At 40.6% G+C, this 22,022-nt stretch carries 18 protein-coding genes; 8 read left to right on the forward strand and 10 right to left on the reverse strand.

Translation table 11 applies throughout. The features are described 5' to 3' along the window. Nucleotides 1–11 precede the first annotated feature (11 nt). A complete protein-coding gene (locus tag ACFO6W_RS11270) occupies nt 12–722 on the reverse strand; it encodes a tRNA1(Val) (adenine(37)-N6)-methyltransferase (RefSeq protein WP_379996426.1) in 711 nt (236 codons plus the stop codon). Nucleotides 723–870: 148 nt separating this feature from the next. Between ACFO6W_RS11270 and lon the strand changes: the two genes are divergently transcribed. The 6 genes from lon to ACFO6W_RS11300 all read left to right on the forward strand — a co-directional run bounded on the left by lon (nt 871) and on the right by ACFO6W_RS11300 (nt 7,188). Then, entirely contained in the window at nt 871–3,351 is a 2,481-nt protein-coding gene (gene lon / locus ACFO6W_RS11275) for an endopeptidase La (RefSeq protein ID WP_379996428.1), read from the forward strand. A gap of 784 nt (nt 3,352–4,135) precedes the next feature. After that, nucleotides 4,136–4,681: a DUF4199 domain-containing protein gene (locus ACFO6W_RS11280; RefSeq protein ID WP_379996430.1), complete on the forward strand. Its 546-nt coding sequence runs from the start codon at nt 4,136–4,138 to the stop codon at nt 4,679–4,681. A 35-nt stretch (nt 4,682–4,716) separates the two neighbouring features. Continuing rightward, nucleotides 4,717–5,667, forward strand: coding sequence for a glycosyltransferase family 2 protein (locus tag ACFO6W_RS11285; RefSeq protein ID WP_379996432.1), 951 nt, complete (start codon nt 4,717–4,719; stop codon nt 5,665–5,667). Between the two features lie 54 nt (nt 5,668–5,721). Beyond that, complete coding sequence (locus tag ACFO6W_RS11290) at nt 5,722–6,240, forward strand: nitroreductase family protein (RefSeq protein ID WP_379996434.1); 519 nt, start codon at nt 5,722–5,724, stop codon at nt 6,238–6,240. After that, on the forward strand, nt 6,237–6,812 hold the full coding sequence (locus tag ACFO6W_RS11295) for a manganese efflux pump MntP (protein ID WP_379996436.1): 576 nt from the start codon (nt 6,237–6,239) through the stop codon (nt 6,810–6,812). The genes ACFO6W_RS11290 and ACFO6W_RS11295 overlap by 4 nt, the downstream gene beginning before the upstream one ends. 127 nt (nt 6,813–6,939) lie before the next feature. After that, nucleotides 6,940–7,188, forward strand: coding sequence for a DUF4834 family protein (locus ACFO6W_RS11300; RefSeq protein WP_379996438.1), 249 nt, complete (start codon nt 6,940–6,942; stop codon nt 7,186–7,188). A gap of 339 nt (nt 7,189–7,527) precedes the next feature. Here ACFO6W_RS11300 and ACFO6W_RS11305 read toward each other — a convergent pair whose 3' ends face one another. The 6 genes from ACFO6W_RS11305 to tig all read right to left on the reverse strand — a co-directional run bounded on the left by ACFO6W_RS11305 (nt 7,528) and on the right by tig (nt 15,535). Then, nucleotides 7,528–9,126: a S41 family peptidase gene (locus tag ACFO6W_RS11305; protein WP_379996440.1), complete on the reverse strand. Its 1,599-nt coding sequence runs from the start codon at nt 9,124–9,126 to the stop codon at nt 7,528–7,530. A gap of 66 nt (nt 9,127–9,192) precedes the next feature. Further along, nucleotides 9,193–9,660: a pantetheine-phosphate adenylyltransferase gene (gene coaD, locus ACFO6W_RS11310; RefSeq protein WP_379996442.1), complete on the reverse strand. Its 468-nt coding sequence runs from the start codon at nt 9,658–9,660 to the stop codon at nt 9,193–9,195. A gap of 4 nt (nt 9,661–9,664) precedes the next feature. Next, nucleotides 9,665–11,860: a DNA helicase RecQ gene (gene recQ / locus ACFO6W_RS11315; RefSeq protein WP_379996444.1), complete on the reverse strand. Its 2,196-nt coding sequence runs from the start codon at nt 11,858–11,860 to the stop codon at nt 9,665–9,667. Nucleotides 11,861–11,957: 97 nt separating this feature from the next. Next, entirely contained in the window at nt 11,958–13,193 is a 1,236-nt protein-coding gene (clpX, locus tag ACFO6W_RS11320; protein ID WP_379996446.1) for an ATP-dependent Clp protease ATP-binding subunit ClpX, read from the reverse strand. A gap of 54 nt (nt 13,194–13,247) precedes the next feature. After that, a complete protein-coding gene (gene clpP / locus ACFO6W_RS11325) occupies nt 13,248–13,916 on the reverse strand; it encodes an ATP-dependent Clp endopeptidase proteolytic subunit ClpP (protein ID WP_379996448.1) in 669 nt (222 codons plus the stop codon). Nucleotides 13,917–14,152: 236 nt separating this feature from the next. After that, complete coding sequence (gene tig, locus ACFO6W_RS11330; RefSeq protein ID WP_379996450.1) at nt 14,153–15,535, reverse strand: trigger factor; 1,383 nt, start codon at nt 15,533–15,535, stop codon at nt 14,153–14,155. A gap of 265 nt (nt 15,536–15,800) precedes the next feature. Here tig and ACFO6W_RS11335 point away from each other — a divergent pair, with 265 nt between their 5' ends. Together ACFO6W_RS11335 and ACFO6W_RS11340 are read left to right on the forward strand one after the other, a co-directional pair. Continuing rightward, nucleotides 15,801–16,502, forward strand: coding sequence for a Crp/Fnr family transcriptional regulator (locus tag ACFO6W_RS11335; protein WP_379996452.1), 702 nt, complete (start codon nt 15,801–15,803; stop codon nt 16,500–16,502). Then, nucleotides 16,499–18,010, forward strand: a complete 1,512-nt coding sequence (locus tag ACFO6W_RS11340; RefSeq protein ID WP_379996454.1) for a GH3 auxin-responsive promoter family protein — start codon at nt 16,499–16,501, stop codon at nt 18,008–18,010. The genes ACFO6W_RS11335 and ACFO6W_RS11340 overlap by 4 nt, the downstream gene beginning before the upstream one ends. Before the next feature lie 46 nt (nt 18,011–18,056). Here the strand turns inward: ACFO6W_RS11340 and pgl are convergent, their stop codons facing one another. From pgl to gnd, 3 genes are all read right to left on the reverse strand, one after another. Further along, nucleotides 18,057–18,785 (reverse strand): 6-phosphogluconolactonase, encoded by a 729-nt coding sequence (pgl, locus tag ACFO6W_RS11345; RefSeq protein ID WP_379996456.1) that lies wholly within the window; start codon nt 18,783–18,785, stop codon nt 18,057–18,059. Then, nucleotides 18,782–20,317 carry a glucose-6-phosphate dehydrogenase gene (gene zwf, locus ACFO6W_RS11350; RefSeq protein WP_379996458.1) on the reverse strand — a complete coding sequence of 512 codons (1,536 nt, stop codon included), beginning with the start codon at nt 20,315–20,317 and terminating at the stop codon, nt 18,782–18,784. Before zwf ends, pgl begins: the two co-directional genes overlap by 4 nt. Before the next feature lie 116 nt (nt 20,318–20,433). Next, nucleotides 20,434–21,330, reverse strand: a complete 897-nt coding sequence (gene gnd / locus ACFO6W_RS11355; RefSeq protein WP_379996460.1) for a phosphogluconate dehydrogenase (NAD(+)-dependent, decarboxylating) — start codon at nt 21,328–21,330, stop codon at nt 20,434–20,436. Nucleotides 21,331–22,022: the final 692 nt, after the last annotated feature.

Raw genomic sequence — 22,022 nt, forward strand, 5'->3', positions numbered from 1 at the left:
CTTATTATAGGTTACATCTTCAGATAAAAATTCTTAACCAATCCGGTAAATTCATCAGAATATACATGCCTATCTTTTTCAATGATCAGATTGGTCTCAATTAATGGCAGTTCTGTTTTTGAAAATTCGATCAGTACCCGCTTAGGCAAGGATACCGGAGTCGGATATACGTTGGTGACACGGGATGGGTATAAGTTGTGTTTTTTTGATAAAGAGAATAATGTTTCCTTATGTCCGAATGGATATATAATAGAAAGTTTACCATTGTCCGTTAATAAGGCTGCTGAAATTTCTAATAATTCGTCCGACGATAAACTGTCTGTATGACGGGCCAATGTTCGTCCATCATGCGGCGATTTTAATGATTGGATGAAAAACGGAGGATTGGAAACGATTAAGTCATATTGCTGGCCGCATAACCTGAAGTCCTGTAACGATGATCCGAGTATATGTATTTGTGAAAAAAAAGGTGACTGCCTGATATTTTCTTTTGCCTGCTCTATTGCATTACTGTCTATATCGATAGCATTTATGCATAGCTTGTTGTCCCTTTGGGCAAGCATCAGGGCTATCAGGCCTGTGCCCGTGCCTATGTCGAGGGCTTTCTTTGCTTCAGGAATATTTGTCCATGCCCCCAATAATACCCCATCAGTACCCACTTTCATAGCACAAAGGTTATGGTATATGGTGAACTGTTTAAACTTGAAATAGGGATTCGGCATGTTTTGTCTGTTTTATTCTGAAATGTCAATTCTGAAATCTATTATGGCACAAATTTTGTTATATATTAAAACAAAGTTAATTATAATTCTGTAATTTTACAGCCCCTTGCAGATGAGGGGGTAAATCCAATTTAAATAAAAGGATAATATGTCTAATAAAAAGAAAAATTTTCTTCATCTAAGCGAAAGTAACGAACCTGTTATTTCAATCATATCCAATGACTTTGATGATGGAGATTGCTATATAAACGAAAAAGACCTGAAAGAAGAATTACCGATTTTACCGCTTCGTAATACGGTGATTTTTCCCGGAACGAGTATGCCGATCTCGGTAGCCCGTAAAAAATCATTGAAACTAATAAAGAGTGTAAACCGTCTGAAAGGAAAGTATGTCGGCCTTGTCTGCCAAAAGGACGCAGAAAATGATGATCCGGAATCTGCCGACCTGTACTCAATGGGAGTAATCGGTGAGATTATACGCGTGATCGAGCTTCCCGACGATGAAAATGTAACTGTCATTTTTCAGGGCAAAAGGCGTTTCCGACTGACAGAACTGACACAGACCGAACCTTTTCTCAAGGGGCATTACGAAATACGAGAAACAGTACCTGTTCTTAAAAACGATACAGAATACAAGGCATTGTTGGATTCTATAAGGGATATGACAATACAAATGCTGCGTATGTATGGTGAACCGCCAAAAGAATTTATACAACGCCTTAAGTCGGATGTCGTGTCTTCGCTATTGGTGAATTATTGTTGTGCCAACCTTCCTGTATCCGGGACGGAAAAACAAAGTTTACTCGAGATAGATGATGACAAAGAGCGGGCATACCGCCTGCTTGTTATCCTCAACCGTGAAACTCAGATGATGGAGATGAAGCTCAATATTCAGATGAAAACACGTGAAGAGCTGAACCAGCAGCAAAAAGAGTATTTCCTGCAACAGCAGATCAAGACTATACAGGACGAACTGGGAGGAAACCCTCAGCAGGCCGATCTGGATGAATTCAGGCAACGGGGACAAAAGAAGAAATGGAACAAAGAGGCTGCTCAAACATTTGAAAAGGAAATGAGTAAACTGGAACGTCTGCATCCGCAGTCTCCTGATTATTCCACTCAGTTTACATATATAGAGACATTGCTTGATTTGCCCTGGGGCGAATATACCAAGGATAATTTCAACCTGAAAAATGCGCAGAAAGTACTGGATCAGGATCATTTCGGTTTGGAGAAGGTAAAAGAGCGCATAATCGAACACCTGGCAGTATTGAAGCTGAAAGGTGATTTGAAATCGCCTATCATCTGTCTCTACGGCCCTCCCGGAGTAGGTAAAACATCGTTAGGTAAATCCATAGCGAAAGCCTTGAACCGTAAATATGTACGTGTTTCGTTCGGTGGATTACACGATGAATCTGAAATTCGAGGCCACCGCCGTACATATATCGGGGCCATGCCGGGGCGTATTATTCAGAATATACTGAAAGCAGGCTCATCGAACCCTGTATTTGTACTCGATGAAGTGGATAAGGTGGGCAATGATTTTAAGGGAGATCCTTCGTCAGCCCTGCTGGAAGTGTTGGACCCTGAGCAGAACTCGGCTTTCCATGACAATTATCTGAATATTGATTACGATTTGTCGAAAGTAATGTTTATTGCTACGGCTAATAACCTGTCTACAATTTCCCAGCCATTACTCGACCGTATGGAACTGATCGATGTAAGTGGTTATATCATTGAGGAAAAAGTGGAGATAGCCCGCCGTCACCTGATTCCCAAGCAGCTCGAAAATCATGGGTTGGCTAAAGATGTTATAGATATTCCGAAAAAGACAATAGAGAAAATCGTTGAGAATTATACACGTGAATCCGGTGTGCGTGAACTGGACAAAAAGATAGCCAAGGTGATGCGCAAGGTTGCCCGGAAGGTTGCCTCGGAAGAAAAATATAAGAAGGTGATCGAGCCTGAAGATTTACACGAATATCTCGGCGCCATAGAATATACACGCGATCAGTATCAGGGAAATGGTTATGCCGGAGTGGTTACAGGTCTGGCCTGGACATCGGTTGGAGGAGAAATACTCTTTATTGAAACGTCTTTGAGCAAGGGTAAAGGCGGTAAACTGACGCTTACCGGAAACCTGGGCGATGTGATGAAAGAATCTGCCGTATTGGCATTGGAATATCTTCATTCCCATTCTCAATACTTCGGCATCGATGAAAAAGTGTTTGATAACTGGAATGTCCATGTCCACGTACCGGAAGGTGCTATTCCGAAAGATGGTCCGTCGGCAGGTATTACTATGGTAACATCTTTGGCTTCGGCCTTTACCCAACGTAAAGTGAAACCAAACCTTGCCATGACCGGTGAAATTACTTTACGCGGTAAAGTATTGCCGGTAGGAGGTATCCGGGAAAAAATACTGGCGGCTAAACGCGCAGGGATAAAAGATATAATCTTATGTAACGAGAATAAGAAAGATATCGACGAAATTAAGCCGCTTTATCTGAAAGGGTTGACTTTCCACTATGTGGATGATATAAAGCAGGTTCTGGATATAGCCCTGTTAAAGGAGAAAGTAAATGAACCACTGGATTTGTCTATAAATGAGGAAAAGGTAGCGAACTGATAAAACAAATAAGTGCAAATCCCCGATTTGCACTTATTTGTTTTTAAAGAATCCTTTTACATTTGTATTTACCCGCCTGCGCAGGCTTGCAGCCTGTGTGTTATTCATATAGTAAGTGAAGCAGACATGGTTTGCAACCGTGTACTTGTGATCTGTATCTTCACCTGCTTAGCGAGAAACTAAAATCAGAGATAGAAATATGCGAAAAAAAAGAAAATGTTTATCTATATTATTTTAGCTCTTTGAAATATTGATTAAAGCAGTTACGAGTTACGAGTAGACAAGATACGAGTAAACGAGATACAAGTTGTTAACTGATGACTGTTTACTGTTTACTGTTCACTGTTCACTGATATATCTGTTACCTTTGTTACCTTTTGCGCCTTAGCGTCTCTGCATGAAATACTGTTTACTGATGACTGTTTACTGTTCACTGATATATCTGTTACTTTTGTTACCTTTTAACAGTTACGAGTTTGCCTCGCCTTCGCTTCGGCGAATGTTATTTCTGCGCCCTTTGGGCAGTTACAACTTACAGGTTGGCTAGCGCCCTATTTTGTTTCACGCAAAGATGCAAAGGCGCAATTTTTTTTACATCTTACGGGTTAATGACTGTTTACTGCTAACTGTTTACTGTTAACTGATATGTGTTACCTTTTTGAGCCTTAGCGTCTCGGTGAGAGAAACTTTTTATAAAAGAGATGCTTCGTTCCTCAGTATGGCAACCAAATTATTAATTATTCATTCTTAATTATTCATTGTTTTCTGTTACCTTTGTACCACAATGATCGATAGTACGGATATAAAAGAAAGAGGAACGTCGTTACTCAGGTATGCCATGCATTATGGCGCTATGCTGGGGCTTTTTTGGATGTTCAAGTACATGTTTAAGATAGGGGCGGGATTTTCGGATCATGTCTTCATCTATATATTCTATTTACTAAATGTAGGCACGTTCCTGCTTATATATATTTTTACTTTTAAATATAAAGCTTCAGAACCGGATAAGCCGAAGGGTATATGGTCATGTGTCTTTTTCGTTGTACTGATCTGTTTCTTTGCTTCGTTTTTCGAAGCTGTGATTATGTACGCTCACTTTAAGTTCATCGATCCGGGTTTTTTCATGAAGATGACCGCCCCTTTTATCGCGATGGTAGATAAAATGCCTAATCTCCAGCCGGATCAGAAAGAAATATTTATGTATATCGTTACGGGGAAGCCATTATATATTATTTCCGAATTTATAGGTAATATGATATTGGGGGTGATCCTCGGTTTTCTTATGAGCTTTCTTGTAAATAGTACAAATAATAATATGAATAATAAATAGGCTTAGAGCCTCTAACGAACTATAGTAGTATCCCGATGGACATATCTGTTGTAATACCGTTGCTGAATGAAGAAGAATCTCTTCCTGAACTCTACGCTTGGATAAAGCGGGTGATGGATGAGAACGGGTATTCATATGAAGTAATTTTTGTAGATGACGGCAGTACAGACCGGTCATGGGATATTATAAGTAACTTAAAGAAGACTTCTCCTGAAATAAAAGCAATACGTTTCAGACGTAACTACGGTAAGTCTCCCGCCCTTCATTGTGCATTTCAGAAAGCGGAGGGAGATGTTGTGGTCACAATGGACGCTGATATGCAGGATAGCCCCGATGAGATTCCTGCTTTGTACAAAATGATAAAGGAGGATGATTATGATTTGGTTTCAGGTTGGAAAAAGAAGCGTTACGACCCGTTGTCAAAGACCCTGCCTACCAAATTATTCAATGCGACAGCCCGTAAAGTGTCGGGAGTGAAGCTGCATGATTTTAATTGCGGATTGAAATCGTACCGTAAAGAAGTCGTGAAAAGTATAGAGGTATACAACGATATGCATCGTTATATCCCTTATCTGGCGAAGATAGCCGGATTCAATAAAATAGGGGAGAAAGTTGTACATCATCAGGCGCGTAAATACGGTAAAAGTAAATTTGCAGGTCTCAGCCGCTTCGTAAACGGTTATCTGGATTTGCTTACACTTTGGTTCCTTTCGGTATTCGGACGTAAGCCGATGCATTTTTTCGGACTATGGGGAACGGTTATGTTCCTGCTGGGCCTGATAGCCGTAGTTATTGTAGGTGCGAATAAGTTATACGCTATCAGTAAAGGTATTCCGCATCCGTTGGTTACAAATTCTCCGTATTTTTATATTGCTCTGACTATGATGTTGTTGGGCACGCAATTATTCCTCGCAGGATTTTTAGGCGAAATTGTCTCCCGAAATTCCACAGTCAGGAACGATTATAAGATAACAGAAGAACTATAAATCTGAAATGCCGATGTAAAAATACCGGCATTTTTTGCAACTATAAGATCACTAATGAAACTAAAAGAACTCATCGAAAGTCGCTATTCGGTCAGGGCTTATCTTCCCCGGTCGGTAGAGGAAGATAAGATCAATTACATTCTCGAATGTGCGAGGCTCGCGCCTTCCGCCTGTAATAACCAGCCGTGGAAATTTTTTATCATCCGTAATCAATCCGTGATATCCTGCATACAGGAGTCGTATAACAGAGCGTGGTTTAAAACCGCTCCCGTTCATATTGTGGTGTGCAAAGATTCTTCCGTATCATGGAAAAGAACGGCATCGGATAATAAGGATTTCGGAGATGTGGATGCGGCCATTGCAGCAGAACATATATGTCTTGCGGCTGCGGAGAGCGGTTTGGGTACATGCTGGGTATGTAACTTTAATCCGGGTTTGCTGACGGAAGTGCTGAACTTGTCACCGGATCTTGAACCTATTGCCATATTCCCTCTCGGTTACATTGATATGGATAAAAGTATTGCAACAGAAAAGAAGCGTAAGTCCTTATCTGAAATAACCGAATGGATATGATTCAGATTGTTGCATTGGCAGTAGGGCTTTCGATGGATAGCCTGGTTGTTGCTCTTACTAGCGGGGCAGCAATAGGGAACCACAAAACAATTAATGTACTCAAAATAGCCGGTATGCTGGCCTTTATACAGATGAGTCTTACCATTTTCGGATGGTTTGTGGGATTTACATTCGCGTGTTATATTGAACAGTTTGATCATTGGCTGGCCTTTGGTATTTTATGCTTTCTTGGCTTCAGGGTTATAGTAGCCAGTCTGAAAGATGAGGAAAGCTCTCCATTCGATCCGCTTAACTTTAAAGTGATGCTTGGTCTGGCAGTAGCCACGAGTATAGATGCCACGGCGGTAGGATTGTCTTTATCTCTTGTGAACGTTGAAATACTGCTTCCTGCATTGATTATCGGAGTGGTAACTTTTATGATGTCTTCATTTGGTATCATTTTTGGATGTAAGGCAGGGCAGAGGTGTAATTTGCGTATAAATATTACCGGAGGTATAATTCTTATTCTTATCGGTTGCAGCATATTATTTCAGCATACGGTTATGGCCCGGACCCATATGGCTTTCCTGTGATTATTGTTTAAGATAATAAACTCTTGTTAAATAAATTGAAACCATCGAACTAACAGGTTGTTTCATAGTTTTATTTATCACCAGTGTATTATATTTGTCAGGGTTAGTAACTAATAATTTATATAAAATGACATTTTTGCTTTTTCTAATATTCGCCATAATTATATTCGGAGTAATGGTTCTGCTATCGATAGTTAGAGGAGTGTCGTCTTTTATCTTCGGAAAGCCTTCTACGTCACATAGCGGATATACTTCCAATAATAGATATACTTCAGGTAATACTTCATCATCGGGCAGAGCAGATACTGCTTCAAATAAAAAAATATTCTCGAAAGATGAGGGCGAATATGTAAAGTATGAGGAGATAAAAGATTGAACGATATACCCTTCTGTTTCATTAAACACTCATGGTTTTTCGTAGCCGGTATCGCCGGGTCAGGCTTTTTATACATTCTTTCCGGGTTGTAAAAATATGTCTTACCTTTAACTCAGGGAATATATGTGTCCCTTGATAAAAGAGATTGAATAGTCAGACAGGTTCTTTCGTCCGTGACTCCCGGATATTATAATGAGATGAAGCGGAATATTACTGAAATGAGTAAGAAACTCCAATCCGGCTTTTATCTGAAACAGATAGATACAATATTTAAATGTCATGAATAGAAACGGGTTGCATTTACAAAAAATGCAACCCGCTTTGTACTATAATAGGATTTCAATTCTTTCCTTTGAGCAAGCTGTTATACAGATTATCATCATGTATAATTTCATATGCTTTTTTGAATGTCTCACTGTATCCGTTATATATTTTGAGAGATGTTTCCGTATCATAAACATCCCGCGCCAGAAGCATCTTCAGCTGCATTCTGATTAAGTCCGAAGCCTTATTGAATTCATCCTCGTTATATGTAATTTTCTCTTCTTCTCCGGCAGCTACAATCTTCTCCAAGAGGCTCTGTGGAACAACGTATTTCTTCAGAAAAACTTCTTTTGTTGGATATTCTTCCAGAATCTCTTTACGGTGATTATCCACTTCACTGTATGCAACTTTGTAGATAAGTCCCCTGTTTGCAATATTTCTGAAATAGGGTGTATAATTTGTCGTGTCCAGCGGAACAAAGTAGTCCGGCATAATTCCTCCGCCCCCATATACAGTTCTGTGATTCATCAGGGTTGTATATTTGAGTGAGTCAGGAAAGTGGATACTGTCCGCATGCATCATTTCTCCTTTATTGTATCTTTCTATTACATCCATATTATAGGAGGTAAGGTCTCCACTTGTATAAGGTTTTTGTATAGAGCGTCCTGTCGGTGTATAGTAACGGGCAACGGTAAGCCTTATCATGGATTCATCCGGTAGGGGGATTTGCCTTTGTACAAGTCCTTTACCGAAACTGCGGCGACCTACAATCACACCTCTGTCCCAGTCCTGTACAGCACCTGACAATATTTCACTCGCCGAAGCCGAACCTTCATTAATCATAATGACCAATTTCCCATTCTCAAAATCGCCTTTTTCAGTCGATACTTCATCCCTTCTCGGTTGACGCAATCCTTCTGTATAGACAATAAGTTTACCTTTACTCAGAAACTCGTCTGACAGGTCGATTGCAGGAGCCATATATCCCCCGCCATTACCTTCAAGGTCGAGTATGAGGTTTTTCATTCCTTCCTTTTTTAATTTTGCTAAAGCGTCCTGAAATTCCTTTGTTGTTGTGGCCCCGAAGCGGATGATGCGTATATACCCCGTATTGTTATCCACCATATAAGAAGCATCTATGCTATATACAGGTATTTTTGCACGGGTTATTTTGAATTCCAGCAGCTCCGGCACGCCGCGGCGCAGAACCTTTACATTCACCTTTGTTCCTTTGGGCCCTTTAAGACGCGACATAACATATTTTGTCGACCTTTTTGTCCCTGCTATAAGCGTATCATTTACATAGAGAATTTTATCCCCGGCCATCAATCCGGCTTTTTCGGAAGGGCCTCCGGGTAAAGCTTCGATGACATAAAGTGTATCGGTCATCATATTAAATGAAATCCCGATTCCATCAAAATTGCCCTCCAATGGCTCATTCATATCTTTTACTTCATCTGTACTGATATAGGTAGAGTGAGGGTCCAGCTTTTCAAGAAGTGATTTAATAGCATCTTCTGCAAGCTTTTGGTCATTTACATCATCTACATACAGATTTTCGATGATTGCCATTGTAGTCGCTACCTTTTTCGACCCTTCACTCATTTTGAACTGGGCAGAGGCGGAAGCTACAATAGTAAGAAAGCACAGAGCCGCGATAATAACTCTTTTCATATATATTTATCTTGATTATATTTATGTTTCCGCAAAATGCGGAGTATTGTTCTGCGTAATTCAGATTTAATACTGGGTCTTCAGATTCATGCCTTCGGGTATAAACTCGCTGACATCATGCCCGAATCTTAACAACTCGCGTACTATGGTAGAACTAATATGTGTGAGTTCTGGTTCAGTGAAAAGGATAAAAGTTTCGATTCCCGAAATTTTCCGGTTCATGTCGGCAATTGTTTTTTCGTATTCAAAATCGTTTACCGAACGTATACCTCTTACAATAAAATTAGCTTTGACCGTTTTGGCAAAATCCACAGTCAGACTGTCATAGGTTTCTACCGATATGCGAGGCTCGTTTTTATAGAGGGAGCGTATCATATCGATGCGGTGTTCAAGAGAAAAATAGCTTTTTTTTGCATCGTTCTTTCCTATGGCAATAACGATCTCATCGACTAATGCGAGAGACCGTTTTACCAATGAATGATGTCCTATCGTAAAGGGATCGAATGTCCCCGGAAAGATTGCTTTTTTCTTCATTATTTTAATTCGCCATATCAGATATAAATTTGATACGGACCAGGCGGATTTCATCTTCTGAATATTCGCCTAACTCGTTGATTGCTTCTTCGAGATCGTCCGATTCGGCTTCCTGGAAATATTGGAATATATCGTCCAGATGATCTTCGTCTATTACTTCATGCAGGAAATAATCAATGTTTATCTTGGTTCCCGAATATACAATTGCTTCAACTTCATTAAGTAGTTCTGCAAAATCTATTCCTTTCGATTCGGCCAGATCATCCAGAGCCACTTTTCTGTCAATAGCCTGTACGATGGCTACTTTCAGTTTCGATTTGTTGGCAACGGTCCTTACACGTAAATCTTCGGGGCGTTCAATCTCGTTTTCTTCAACATGTTTTTTTATAATTTGCAGGAATTCGGCTCCGTATCTTTTAGCCTTACCCGCACCTACACCCGGAATATTCTGTAATTCCTCCATTGTGATAGGGTAGATGGTTGCCATCGCTTCCAATGATGGGTCCTGGAAAATCACATATGGCGGAACGTTATTGTTCTTAGCCATTTTTTTGCGAAGGTCCTTCATTATGGAAAACAATACCGGGTCTACGGCCGAACCGCCGCCACCACCTTTCACTACTACATCGTCTATGTTGTCATCGTCTTCCAGATCTTCTTCATCCGCAGTCGTGATTTTGAAAGATACAGGCTTTTTAAGGAAATCTTTTCCTTTTTTTGTAATCTTTAATAGCCCGTAATTTTCGATATCTTTATCAAAGTATCCTGCGATAATGGCCTGACGAATCACTGCATTCCATGTATCTTCATCGGCATCATCCCCGGAACCGAACACTTCCAGATCCTGATGCTCGTATGTTTCAATTTCGGATGTCTCTTTACCTCTGAGGATATTAATAACATAATCCGTCTTGAATTTTTCTTTTAACGCAACTACAGCTTCCAGAGCTGTTAACAATAAATCTTTAGCTTCCACCTGTTTTTTTGGATTTACACAATTGTCACAATTTCCACAATTTCTTACTTTATATTCTTCACCGAAATAGTGAAGGAGCACCTTTTTCCTGCATAATGCAGTCTCTGCGTATGCCGCTGTTTCAAGGAGCAGTTGTTTCCCTATTTCTTGTTCTGCAACAGGTTTTCCCTGCATGAACTTCTCTAGTTTCTGTAAGTCTTTAAAGGAGTAGAAGGCAATACATTTTCCTTCACCTCCGTCTCGTCCGGCCCGGCCTGTTTCCTGATAATATCCTTCAAGACTCTTTGGCATGTCGTAATGTATTACATACCTTACGTCCGGCTTGTCTATTCCCATACCGAAGGCGATCGTAGCTACGATAACGTCGACCTGTTCCATCAGGAATGCATCCTGGTTAGCCGAGCGCGTATTTGCATCCAATCCTGCGTGATATGGTAATGCATTGATATTATTTGTCTGCAGTATCTCTGCGAATTCTTCTACTTTTTTGCGGCTCAGGCAATATATAATGCCCGACTTATGTCCCTGCGACTTGATATATTTTATAATATCCTTGTCTACATTGTTCGTTTTGGAACGCACTTCATAGAAAAGATTTTCTCTGTTGAATGAAGCTTTGAAAACATCGGCTTCGACCATCCCCAGATTCTTCTGGATGTCGAGCTGTACTTTTGGCGTAGCTGTCGCTGTGAGCGCAATAATCGGATGTTTACCTATCTCGGTAACGATAGGACGTATCCGCCTGTATTCGGGGCGAAAATCATGTCCCCATTCCGATATACAGTGTGCTTCGTCTATAGCGTAAAACGAAATCTTTATTTGCCGGAGGAAATCTATGTTTTCTTCTTTTGTCAAGGATTCAGGCGCTACATAGAGCAACTTGGTTTTGCCTGAAAGGATATCGCCTTTTACCTGTTCTATAGCCGCTTTGTTGAGTGATGAATTGATGAAATGGGCAACCCCGTCTTCTTCACTGAAATTGCGCATCGCGTCTACCTGATTCTTCATCAGCGCTATAAGCGGAGATATGATAACAGCTGTACCACCCATCAATAAAGCCGGCAACTGGTAACAAAGCGACTTTCCTCCCCCTGTAGGCATCAGGACAAAAGTATCCTTCTCGTCCAGAAGATTCTGGATGATTGCCTCTTGGTTTCCTTTGAATTTATCAAAGCCAAAATGCTTTTTTAAAGCAACGGTCAGTTTATCGTTTCGGTCAGGCATATTTGTAAAAAAATAGGCTATTATGTTATACGAAGATAAAGTCCTAATTTTAAATCTCCAACTTAAAATAGGCTATTTTTTATGAAAAAAACAAACTTTATTGTGAATTTTTGAGTTTTATCATTTGCGACTTCTCGAGTTGTTCCCCGGCATAGTCTTTGGTGATGTGTAATTGCGTTTGTTTTGTAGAAGGTATGGTAAACATTGCGTCCATCATTATATTTTCTACAATAGAGCGCAATCCTCTTGCTCCCAACTTGTATTCTATCGCCTTGTCCACAATAAATTCGTATACATCTTCGTCGAATGTGAGTTCCACATCGTCCATTTTGAAGAGCTTGATATATTGCTTTATGATAGAGTTTTTAGGTTCGGTAAGAATTCGGCGTAAAGCACTCCGGTCCAACGTATCCAGATATGTCAGTATTGGCAGACGCCCGATGATTTCGGGGATTAGTCCGTAAGATTTTAAATCCTGGGGCGCTACATATTGCAACAGGTTTTCTCTGTCTACTTCTGCATTTCTCAGAGAAGAGGCATATCCTACTACTTTAGTATTCAGGCGTTGGGCAATCTTCCGTTCTATGCCGTCAAACGCTCCTCCGCAAATAAAGAGAATGTTTTTGGTGTCGACAGCGATCATTTTCTGGTCAGGGTGCTTACGGCCTCCTTGTGGCGGTACATTTACGATTGATCCTTCCAATAATTTTAGTAGTCCTTGTTGTACCCCTTCGCCGCTTACATCACGGGTAATGGATGGGTTGTCGCTTTTGCGTGCTATCTTATCTATCTCGTCAATGAATACGATTCCTCTCTCGGCTGATGCTACATCATAGTCCGAAGCCTGAAGTAGCCGGGTAAGGATACTTTCTATGTCTTCTCCTACATATCCGGCTTCGGTAAGTACGGTTGCGTCTACAATGGCGAAAGGTACGTGCAGCATCTTTGCTATTGTACGGGCCAGAAGCGTCTTTCCGGTACCGGTAGGTCCTACAAGGATAATATTCGACTTTTCTATTTCAATATCATCGTTCTTTTCCTGTAATATCCGTTTGTAGTGATTATAAACGGCAACAGCCAGATAGCGTTTGGCGTTATCTTGCCCGATAATATATCCGTCGAGGTATTCTTTTATCTTTTTAGGGTCAGGTAATTGTGTTTTATCAATGCCTATCGACGATTTTTGTTTAGCTTCGATGCTTTCTTTTACTATTTGATAGGCCTGTTCGGCACAGCTGTCGCAGATATCTGCGGACAAACCGGATATAAGCATGTTCACATCCTTATCGCTTCGTCCGCAAAAGCTGCATTGGTTTATTTCTTTTTTTGCCATAAATTGAATTATAAGTATTGAGTTCTAAGCTTTATCCGAACCCATTACTTATTATTACTTATTTCTAATTAAAACGTCGTCTACCATACCATAATCTTTGGCTTCGGCCGAAGTCATCCAGTAGTCACGGTCCGAGTCTTTTTCAACCCTGTCGAATGGTTGTCCTGAGTGATCGGCTATGATGGTATATAGTTCTTTCTTTATTTTTCCTATTTCGCGTGCGGTGATTTCAATATCGGAAGCCTGTCCCTGCGCGCCGCCTAGTGGCTGGTGGATCATTACGCGTGAATGTTTCAGCGCAAAACGTTTGCCTTTTTCTCCTGCTACAAGCAGTACGGCTGCCATAGACGCCGCAATTCCTGTACAGATGGTAGAGACATTACTGTTTATAAACTGCATGGTATCGTAGATGCCGTATCCTGCATAAACAGAACCGCCGGGAGAATTAATGTAGATAGATATATCTTTTCCGGAATCAGCGGAATCAAGATAAAGCAGCTGCGCCTGAATTACATTAGCAGTATAATCGTCTATTTGGGTGCCAAGAAAGATGATCCGGTCCATCATCAGACGGGAGAATACATCCATCTGCGCCACATTCAGCTGACGCTCTTCTATGATAGTGGGTGAAATATAGCTGCTTGTGATATCTACATATTTATCTAGAGCAAGTCCGTTCATTCCTAAATGCTTGGTAGCATATTTCTTAAATTCATTGTTCATAACGTTTTCCTTTCAATAAGTGAATAATTAAATACTATAAGTCTTATAAACAATTATCATGCCATTGTAACCGGCACAAAAAAGAGGCTAATATTCAGCCCCATTTCTTATAAACAAAGTTATAAATAAAAAATTGAAAAGCTGAGATATTATTCACTGTATTTCTTCTATTATTTCACTGAAAACGGGCAGAAAGAGTAATTATCCTTCTGCCCGCTATATAATTTCATTCAGGTTTAAGCTTCTTCCTGTTTGTCATCTTCTTTTTCGAAGAATTTACGAAAGTCATCCAGTGAAATGGATTTTTCTTCTATTCCTAATTTTGTTTTCAATGCATCGATTATCTTGTTTTCCATTGCGCGATCGAGCAGGTTGCGGGCGTTGTCTTTGTTTTTCAACATGTCATTCGCATAATTTTCAACCATTTCATCCGGCAGGTTCATCATGCCATATTGAGCGAACTGTGCTCTTGCTGCCTGCATCGCAATAGTTTTCATATCTTCATTCTCGATCTTGATATCATAGTCTTTTGCGATTTGTTCCTTAATGAGGTGGAATTTCAGGTCGGCAACGATTTTCGGATAATCAGCTTCAATAGATTCTGCAGTTCTTTCTTCACCTGATGCTAGCAGCCATCTTTTCAGGAAAGCATCTGGAAATTGAAGGTCTCCGACTTTTTTCTCCAGCAGTTCTTTTGCATCCAAGAGGAATTTGTAATCACTATCCGGAGCAAACTGGTCTTCGATAGTTTCTTTTACTTTAGCCTTGAACTCAGCTGCATCTTTTACTGTATCTGCGCCGAATACTTTGTCGAACAGATCTTTATCCAGCTCAGCTTCTTTGTAACGGGTGATTTCAGTAATTTCGAATTTAAATTCAGGAGCAATGGCTTCTACTGCATCTTTTTCGATGTGAAGTAATGAAGCTATTTCCGTTTCGTTTCCTTCATATGCTTTGCCCGGATTGAATGTGATTACATCCCCGGCTTTTGCACCTACGAATTTGGCTTGTTCGTCGGCATCTTTCATGTAAGATGGCATTACTACACCTGCTTCTACGTTGATACCGCCTTCTTTTGCTTTCCCGTCTTCCAGTTCAGAGATAGTGCCTCTGATAAGGTCAGTTGCGATGGCGCCATCCTCGATCTTGTCGTACTTACCATAGTTTGCTTTGTAAGACTCGATTTGCTTGTCAACAAGCTCTTCGTTTACATCAATCTTGTAGTAAGTCACTTTGTCTTTCTTGGTAAGCGACAGTTTAATTTCAGGGGCAAGGGCGATATCGAAATAGAAATCATAGTCGCCTTCTGTTGCAAAATCGATTGCCTGTTGTTTTTCTTCGTTAGGAAGTGGTTCGCCAAGCACGTTCAATTTGTTTTCCTGAATATAGTTATATAGGCTTTCACCTACTATTTTGTTTATTTCTTCGGCCATTATGGATTTACCATACATTTTTTTTACCATACCCACAGGCACGGTTCCCGGACGGAATCCCGGTACATTTGCTTTTTTGCGGAAAGTTTTCAGTGCGCTGTCAAGTTTTTCCTGATAGTCGGCTTTAGCAACACTGATTTGTAGAATAGCGTTTACACTATCGACATTTGTTAGAGATACATTCATCTTAACGGGTTTATTTTAAATTATTACAAGTTTATTCAAATGTATAAGAAAAAGTTAGCTTTCCCAGCTCTCTTTTTTGGTGGTGCAAAAATAGTCTTATTATTGTAATATTCAAAGAGAAATAATAATTAATCTCAAAGCCCTTTTTATAAAAATAAGGCATAATGCGTTAAAAATATGTTTTGTAACATGTTTTATATAAAAAAATACTAACTTTGTTTTTAAGTTAATTATTGAACCTGATTTATATATCAAGCTTTTCTCTATGGTAGCAGATAGCAGCAATGTTGTGAGTATATCGGAATGCATTCCGGAGATTTGGGATTTGTTGAATAATAAGGAACGTGACTTAATTTCGGCAAACGCGAAGATTCTTGACTATAAAAAGAATGAGGTGATCTACAGAGAAGAAGAAACGCCTCAGGATCTGATGTGTCTGTGCAAAGGCAAAGTCAAGATATATAAAGATGGGGTAGGAGGACGTAGCCAGATAATCAGGATGATACGTCCAACCCAGTATTTCGGTTACCGGGCCTATTTTGCAAACCAGCCTTATGTGACTGCTGCTTCGGCATTTGAAGCCTCCACCATCTGTCTCATATCGATGCGGATTATTGAAGAGATAGTTTCCGTAAATTCAAAATTAGGTATGTTCTTTATCCGTGAGTTGTCGACAGATCTGGGAATTGCGGATGAGAGAGTCGTTAATCTTACCCAGAAACATATCCGGGGACGTTTGGCCGAATCGCTTATCTTCCTTATTGAAAACTACGGGCTGGAAGAAGACGGCGCTACTATCAGTATCTACTTGTCACGGGAAGACCTCGCCAATTTGTCGAATATGACGACCTCGAATGCCATCAGGACATTGTCTACATTCGTCGATGAGCATATAATTACACTCGACGGTCGAAAAATCAAGATAATAGACGAAGAAAAGCTACGAAGAATAAGCAAAATCGGATGATTACCAATATTGCTCATAAATATCTGGACTTCAAATATAAAGAGGTTGCCGGATTCATCAATAAACCAATCTGTACTCAGGAAAAAGTACTATCCTATTTGCTTCGCAACGGAGCTCAAACATCAATAGGAGATCAATATAACTTTTCCTCAATTGAGAATAAGGATGATTTCAGGAAGCAGGTTCCTGTTTTCCATTATGAAGATTTACGTCCCTATCTTGATAAGATACTGATAGATAAACAACAGAACGTGTTGTGGAACAAACCTGTAAAGTGGTTCGCCATGTCGTCCGGTACTACCGAGGATAAGAGCAAATACATTCCCGTAACTCAGGAATCTCTGGCAAAGGGTCACTACAAATGTGGAGAGCAGATGCTCGCTATATACGGGCAGGCAAACCATAAGGCCGGATTCTTTTTCGGAAAGACATTAGTTCTGGGAGGGAGTAAACAGATAAACAACATAGGGGACGGGATCTTTACCGGAGATATATCCGCCATCTTGATTAAGAATCTGTATTTCTGGGCTAAGAGAAGCCGTACACCTGAGAGTATCTCGCTTTTACCCGATTGGGAAGTGAAACTGCAGGCATTAGCGGACTATGCTGTAAAGAATGATATCAGGGCATTTATGGGCGTGCCTTCATGGCTGCTTGTCCTCTTGAAAAAGATAAAGGCTGATACAGGACGTGAACTGACTGATATCTGGCCTAACCTGGAAGTCTTTTTCCACGGGGGAGTCAGTTTCACTCCATTCGAAGAGCAATATAAGAAGATCATACGAAAACCTGAGATGCATTATTGGGAGATATATAATGCTTCGGAAGGATTCTTCGGAGTACAGTTCTCCGATAAGTCGAAAGATATGCTTCTGATGCTGGATAGCGGTATCTACTACGAATTTGTGCCGATGAGCGAATGGAATAGCGAGTATCCCAGGACACTGACATTGGACGAAGTGGAGACCGGGCAGAATTACGCTCTCCTCATCTCTACCAATGGCGGGCTTTGGCGCTACATGATAGGGGATACTATCGAATTTACTTCTACTACTCCTTATCTGTTCCGGATAACGGGCCGTACGAAGAACTTTATCAATGCTTTCGGAGAGGAGATCATTATAGACAATGCCGAGAGAGCTTTATCCGAAGCGTGTAAAGATACCGGTGCACAGATAACTGAATATACAGCAGCCCCCGTTTATTTTGGGGACGAAAATACCGGAGCTCATGAGTGGTTTATCGAGTTTTCCGTCGAGCCTGACGATTTGGATGAGTTTGTCAAATCTTTGGATGATAACCTGAAGAGAGTAAACTCAGACTATGAAGCCAAGCGTTCTTATAATCTCTCTTTAGGTTTGCCTATCGTAAAAAGTTTGCCAAAAGGAACATTCAATGAGTGGCTGAAATCGATAGGGAAACTGGGCGGCCAGAACAAAGTGCCTCGGTTATCGAATAATAGGGACTATATAGACAGGCTAAGGCTGTTTATAGAACAGACAAGATAAGATGAAAAAGGATGGTTGTACGACCATCCTTTTTTATTCTTGCGCGTTATTCCAGCAAACTTGCCGCTTCAGCGTCCAGGAACCAATACAAATAGCCCCTTTTCGGATTTACTTTCGCCGCAGGGTATTTATTCAGGTATTCCTTCCGGTTCTTTATTATGTCTCTGACTTTTTCTGCCTTGTTATTTCCTGTGGCAAGGAATACGACATACTGTGAGTTGTTCACCACTTTGCCGCTGATAGTTACCCGCTGCATACCTGTTTCAGGATGCTCTCCGATAACACAGATATCTTTGCTGTCCCAGAGTTCAATCTGGTTAGGGAAAATAGATACGGTATGTCCGTCATCTCCCAGTCCAAGCATGACGATCTCGAAGCTCGGCATGTCCTGTTTTTGCATTAGTTTCGATTTCAGAACCGTGCCGTACCATAACGCTTCTTCTTCCGGTTCGTTCTCTCCGTGTATGCGGTAGATGTTATTATTCGGAATGCCGGGCACCTTGTCGAACAAATGGTCCTTTGTCATCCCGAAATTATTCATCACATTTTCCGGTGGTACGCAACGTTCGTCCCCCCAGAAAAACGAGATACGGTTCCAGTCGATAGACTCTTTACAGTTTTCAGCCCAATGGTCAAAAATTACCTTAGGCGTGGTTCCCCCCGACAGGGCCAGGTTGATGTGCGGATATACATCCAGCAACTTTAGTACAAACTCGGTGAATCCTTTGCTTAAAGCCTTAGGATCTTCATAAACTTTAATCTCTTCTTTTATCATAGTTCGCAATATATACCATCGTCAGACAGATTCTTACAAGGATATCTCCATGTCAGATTTTTTTCTTCAATCAGGTCATCGGCACAATTAGGTCCCCATGAGCCGGCAGGATAACCATGTAGCGGCGCATCCGGATTCTTCTCCCAAAAATCGAGCAGGGGTTGCACAAATTTCCATGTGGCTTCCAAGGCATCGCCCCGGATATATAACGTAGAATCGCCTACCATACAGTCGAGCAGCAGACGTTCGTATGCTTCGGGCAGATAGGTGTCTTGCAGTTGCGAATAATGGAAATCCATATTCACATTCTTTACCTGATAACCGCTTCCCGGTACTTTCATCTTTGTTTTCAGCAGAATGCCTTCATCCGGCTGGATTCTTATTACCAGTTGGTTGTCGTCATTGTTAAGGTCAGTAGTTTCCGGAAACAATCGTTGCGGAGCCGGCTTGAAGTGTATAACTACTTCCGATACCCGTGTCGGTAAACGTTTTCCGGTGCGGATGTAAAAAGGGACATCCCCCCAGCGCCAGTTGTCAATAAACAGTTTCATAGCCACATAGGTTTCGGTGCGTGAGTCCTTGTCCACATCTTTTTCTTCCCGGTAACCTTTGGCATATTTACCTTTTATGTTGGCAGCTGTATATTGTCCGCGAATGACATTTTTGAACAGATCGTCATTTGACATAGGGCGGAAAGCCTGAAATACTTTCAGTTTTTCGTTCCGTATCGAAACTGAGTCTATAGACATCGGAGGTTCCATCGCGACAAGGGCTACTAATTGCAGCAGATGATTTTGTACCATGTCGCGTAATGCACCTGAATGGTCGTAATATCCTCCGCGATTTTCCACGCCAATACTTTCGGCAGCCGTGATTTCGACATGATGGATATAATTCCTGTTCCACAGAGGTTCATAGATACCGTTTGCAAAACGGGTAACCAGCATATTCTGTACAGTTTCCTTGCCCAGATAATGGTCGATACGGTATATCTGCTCTTCATCGTAATCTTCGCGTAAAGAGGCATTTAGTGAAATGGCAGATTCCAAATCTGTGCCGAAAGGCTTTTCTATAATGATCCGTCTGAAATTATCATCTTCTTTGTTCAATCCCTGCTCTGCCAGGAATTTAGGTATGAGAGGATAGAGCGCAGGCGGAGTAGATAAATAGAAAATATAATTTCCCGCAGTATTTTCTTCTTTGTCCAGCAGGTCTAAACGGTCTTTCAGTTTCGGGTATTCTTTACCGTCATCTGTATTGATAGACAGATAATGAAGTTTCTGGCAGAATGTATTCAATTCTTCATCAGAGACGTCTTTAGCCGTAGCGAATTGCTTAATACCATCTTTCATCTTTTCACGGAAAGAATCATCCGTAAAAGGACTGCGAGCCACTCCCAATACTGCAAAGTTTTTAGGAAGTGAATTCTGTTTATGCAAATCGAATATAGCAGGAATCAGTTTCCTGTATGTAAGATCTCCCGATGCACCGAATATGACCAGTGCCTGATCTTTTATAATTTTTGGTTTCATCGTATTTTAGTTACGAGTTACGAGTTACAAGTTACGAGTTTGTAGAAGCGACTTATTGTGTGTCCGACTTATTATAACCCGTAACTTGTAACTGCCCGTAGGGCGAAGTAACTAAGTTAGTCTTTCTTTATTTCGTGGCCGCCAAACTGATTTCTCATGGCTGCGAGAAGTTTCATTGCATAAGATGATTCCTGTCTCGATTCGAAACGGGTAAAGAGTGAAGCTGTAATAACGTGTGCCGGTACATCAAAATCCATCGCGGTCTGCACTGTCCAACGGCCTTCGCCGCTATCGGCTACATAATCTTTGATGCCGTCCAGATTTTCGTTCCCTTCAAGTGCATTGCCTATCAGTTCCAACAACCATGAACGGACAACCGAACCCTGCATCCATACACGGGAAACTTTTTCTAAGTCCACATTGTATGGCGAATTTTTCATTATCTCAAATCCTTCTGCGTATGCCTGCATCATGCCATATTCGATACCATTGTGTACCATTTTCACCATATGACCGGAACCGCTTTCGCCACAACGCATATAGCCGTTTTCGGGGGCAAGGCTCTTAAAGATAGGTTCGGCAAAGTCACAGGCTTCCTTATCACCGCCATACATCAGGCAGTATCCGTTCTGAAGCCCCCATACACCGCCGCTTGTACCACAATCGAGGTAATGGACCCCGTGTTCTTTTATCTTTTTTCCTCGTTCTACGGTCTCTCTCCAGTAACTATTACCGCCATCTACAATTATATCGTTTGGATTAAGTAATGTAAGCAGTTCGGCAATGTTGGCATCTACCGGCTTACCCGCAGGAACCATTAACCATACTAATTTGCGTCCATCCAATTTATTCACAAGGTCTTTCAGGCTGGAGGCAGGTATAGCTCCTTTTGCAACTACTTCATCTATTTCTTTTTGGGTTAAGTTGTAAGCAACTACTTCGTGTCCATAATTCAACAGGCGTTCTACCATTTTACCGCCCATCTTGCCTAATCCTACAAATCCGATTTTCATATTAGCTTCTATTTTTGATTTTTATAATATAAACAAGTTAGTATCTGAAAAGATTTTGATAATTAATCTTTTAAACCGTACGAAGTTAGTGTTTTTTTATGATTTTAAGTTAAAATAGAATAGTATATTATTCCGCTGATCGATAGTGAATATTGGTTATCAATAATTTATATCTAAAAAATGTTTCATAAATATTATCTATTTATTTTGTCGTTATATTTCAATTATCAATATTTAAAAGAGAGTAGGGTCTGTTTCGGTAATTCATGAAATACTTTTCCTGTGGCAGCTTGTAATGGCAAATAAATATTCGCCCTTTGCACCGAATAAATACTTTATGCTGTTTAATGTTGCTTATTGTCCCGAAATTATATGCATTTTATAATTTTCCTATCTGTCGACTTTTCAGAAATAGTTTTTAAAAAAGTTGCAGATATATCAGTAAACAGTCATTAACCCGTAAGATGTAAAAAAATTGCGCCTTTGCGCCTTTGCGTCTTTGCGTGAAACAAAATAGGGCGTTAGCCAACCTGTAACTTGTAACTGCCTGCAGGGCGCAGTAACTTGTAACTGTTAAAAGGTAACAAAGGTAAATGGTATTTGTAATCAATTGATAATAAATACATAAGCCTACTTTTTAAAAATAGTGAGTAACAACCGGGTAACAAAAATGCAGAAAACAACATTCGCCT

This window comes from Dysgonomonas termitidis, from assembly GCF_042654545.1.
Lineage (GTDB): Bacteria > Bacteroidota > Bacteroidia > Bacteroidales > Dysgonomonadaceae > Dysgonomonas > Dysgonomonas termitidis.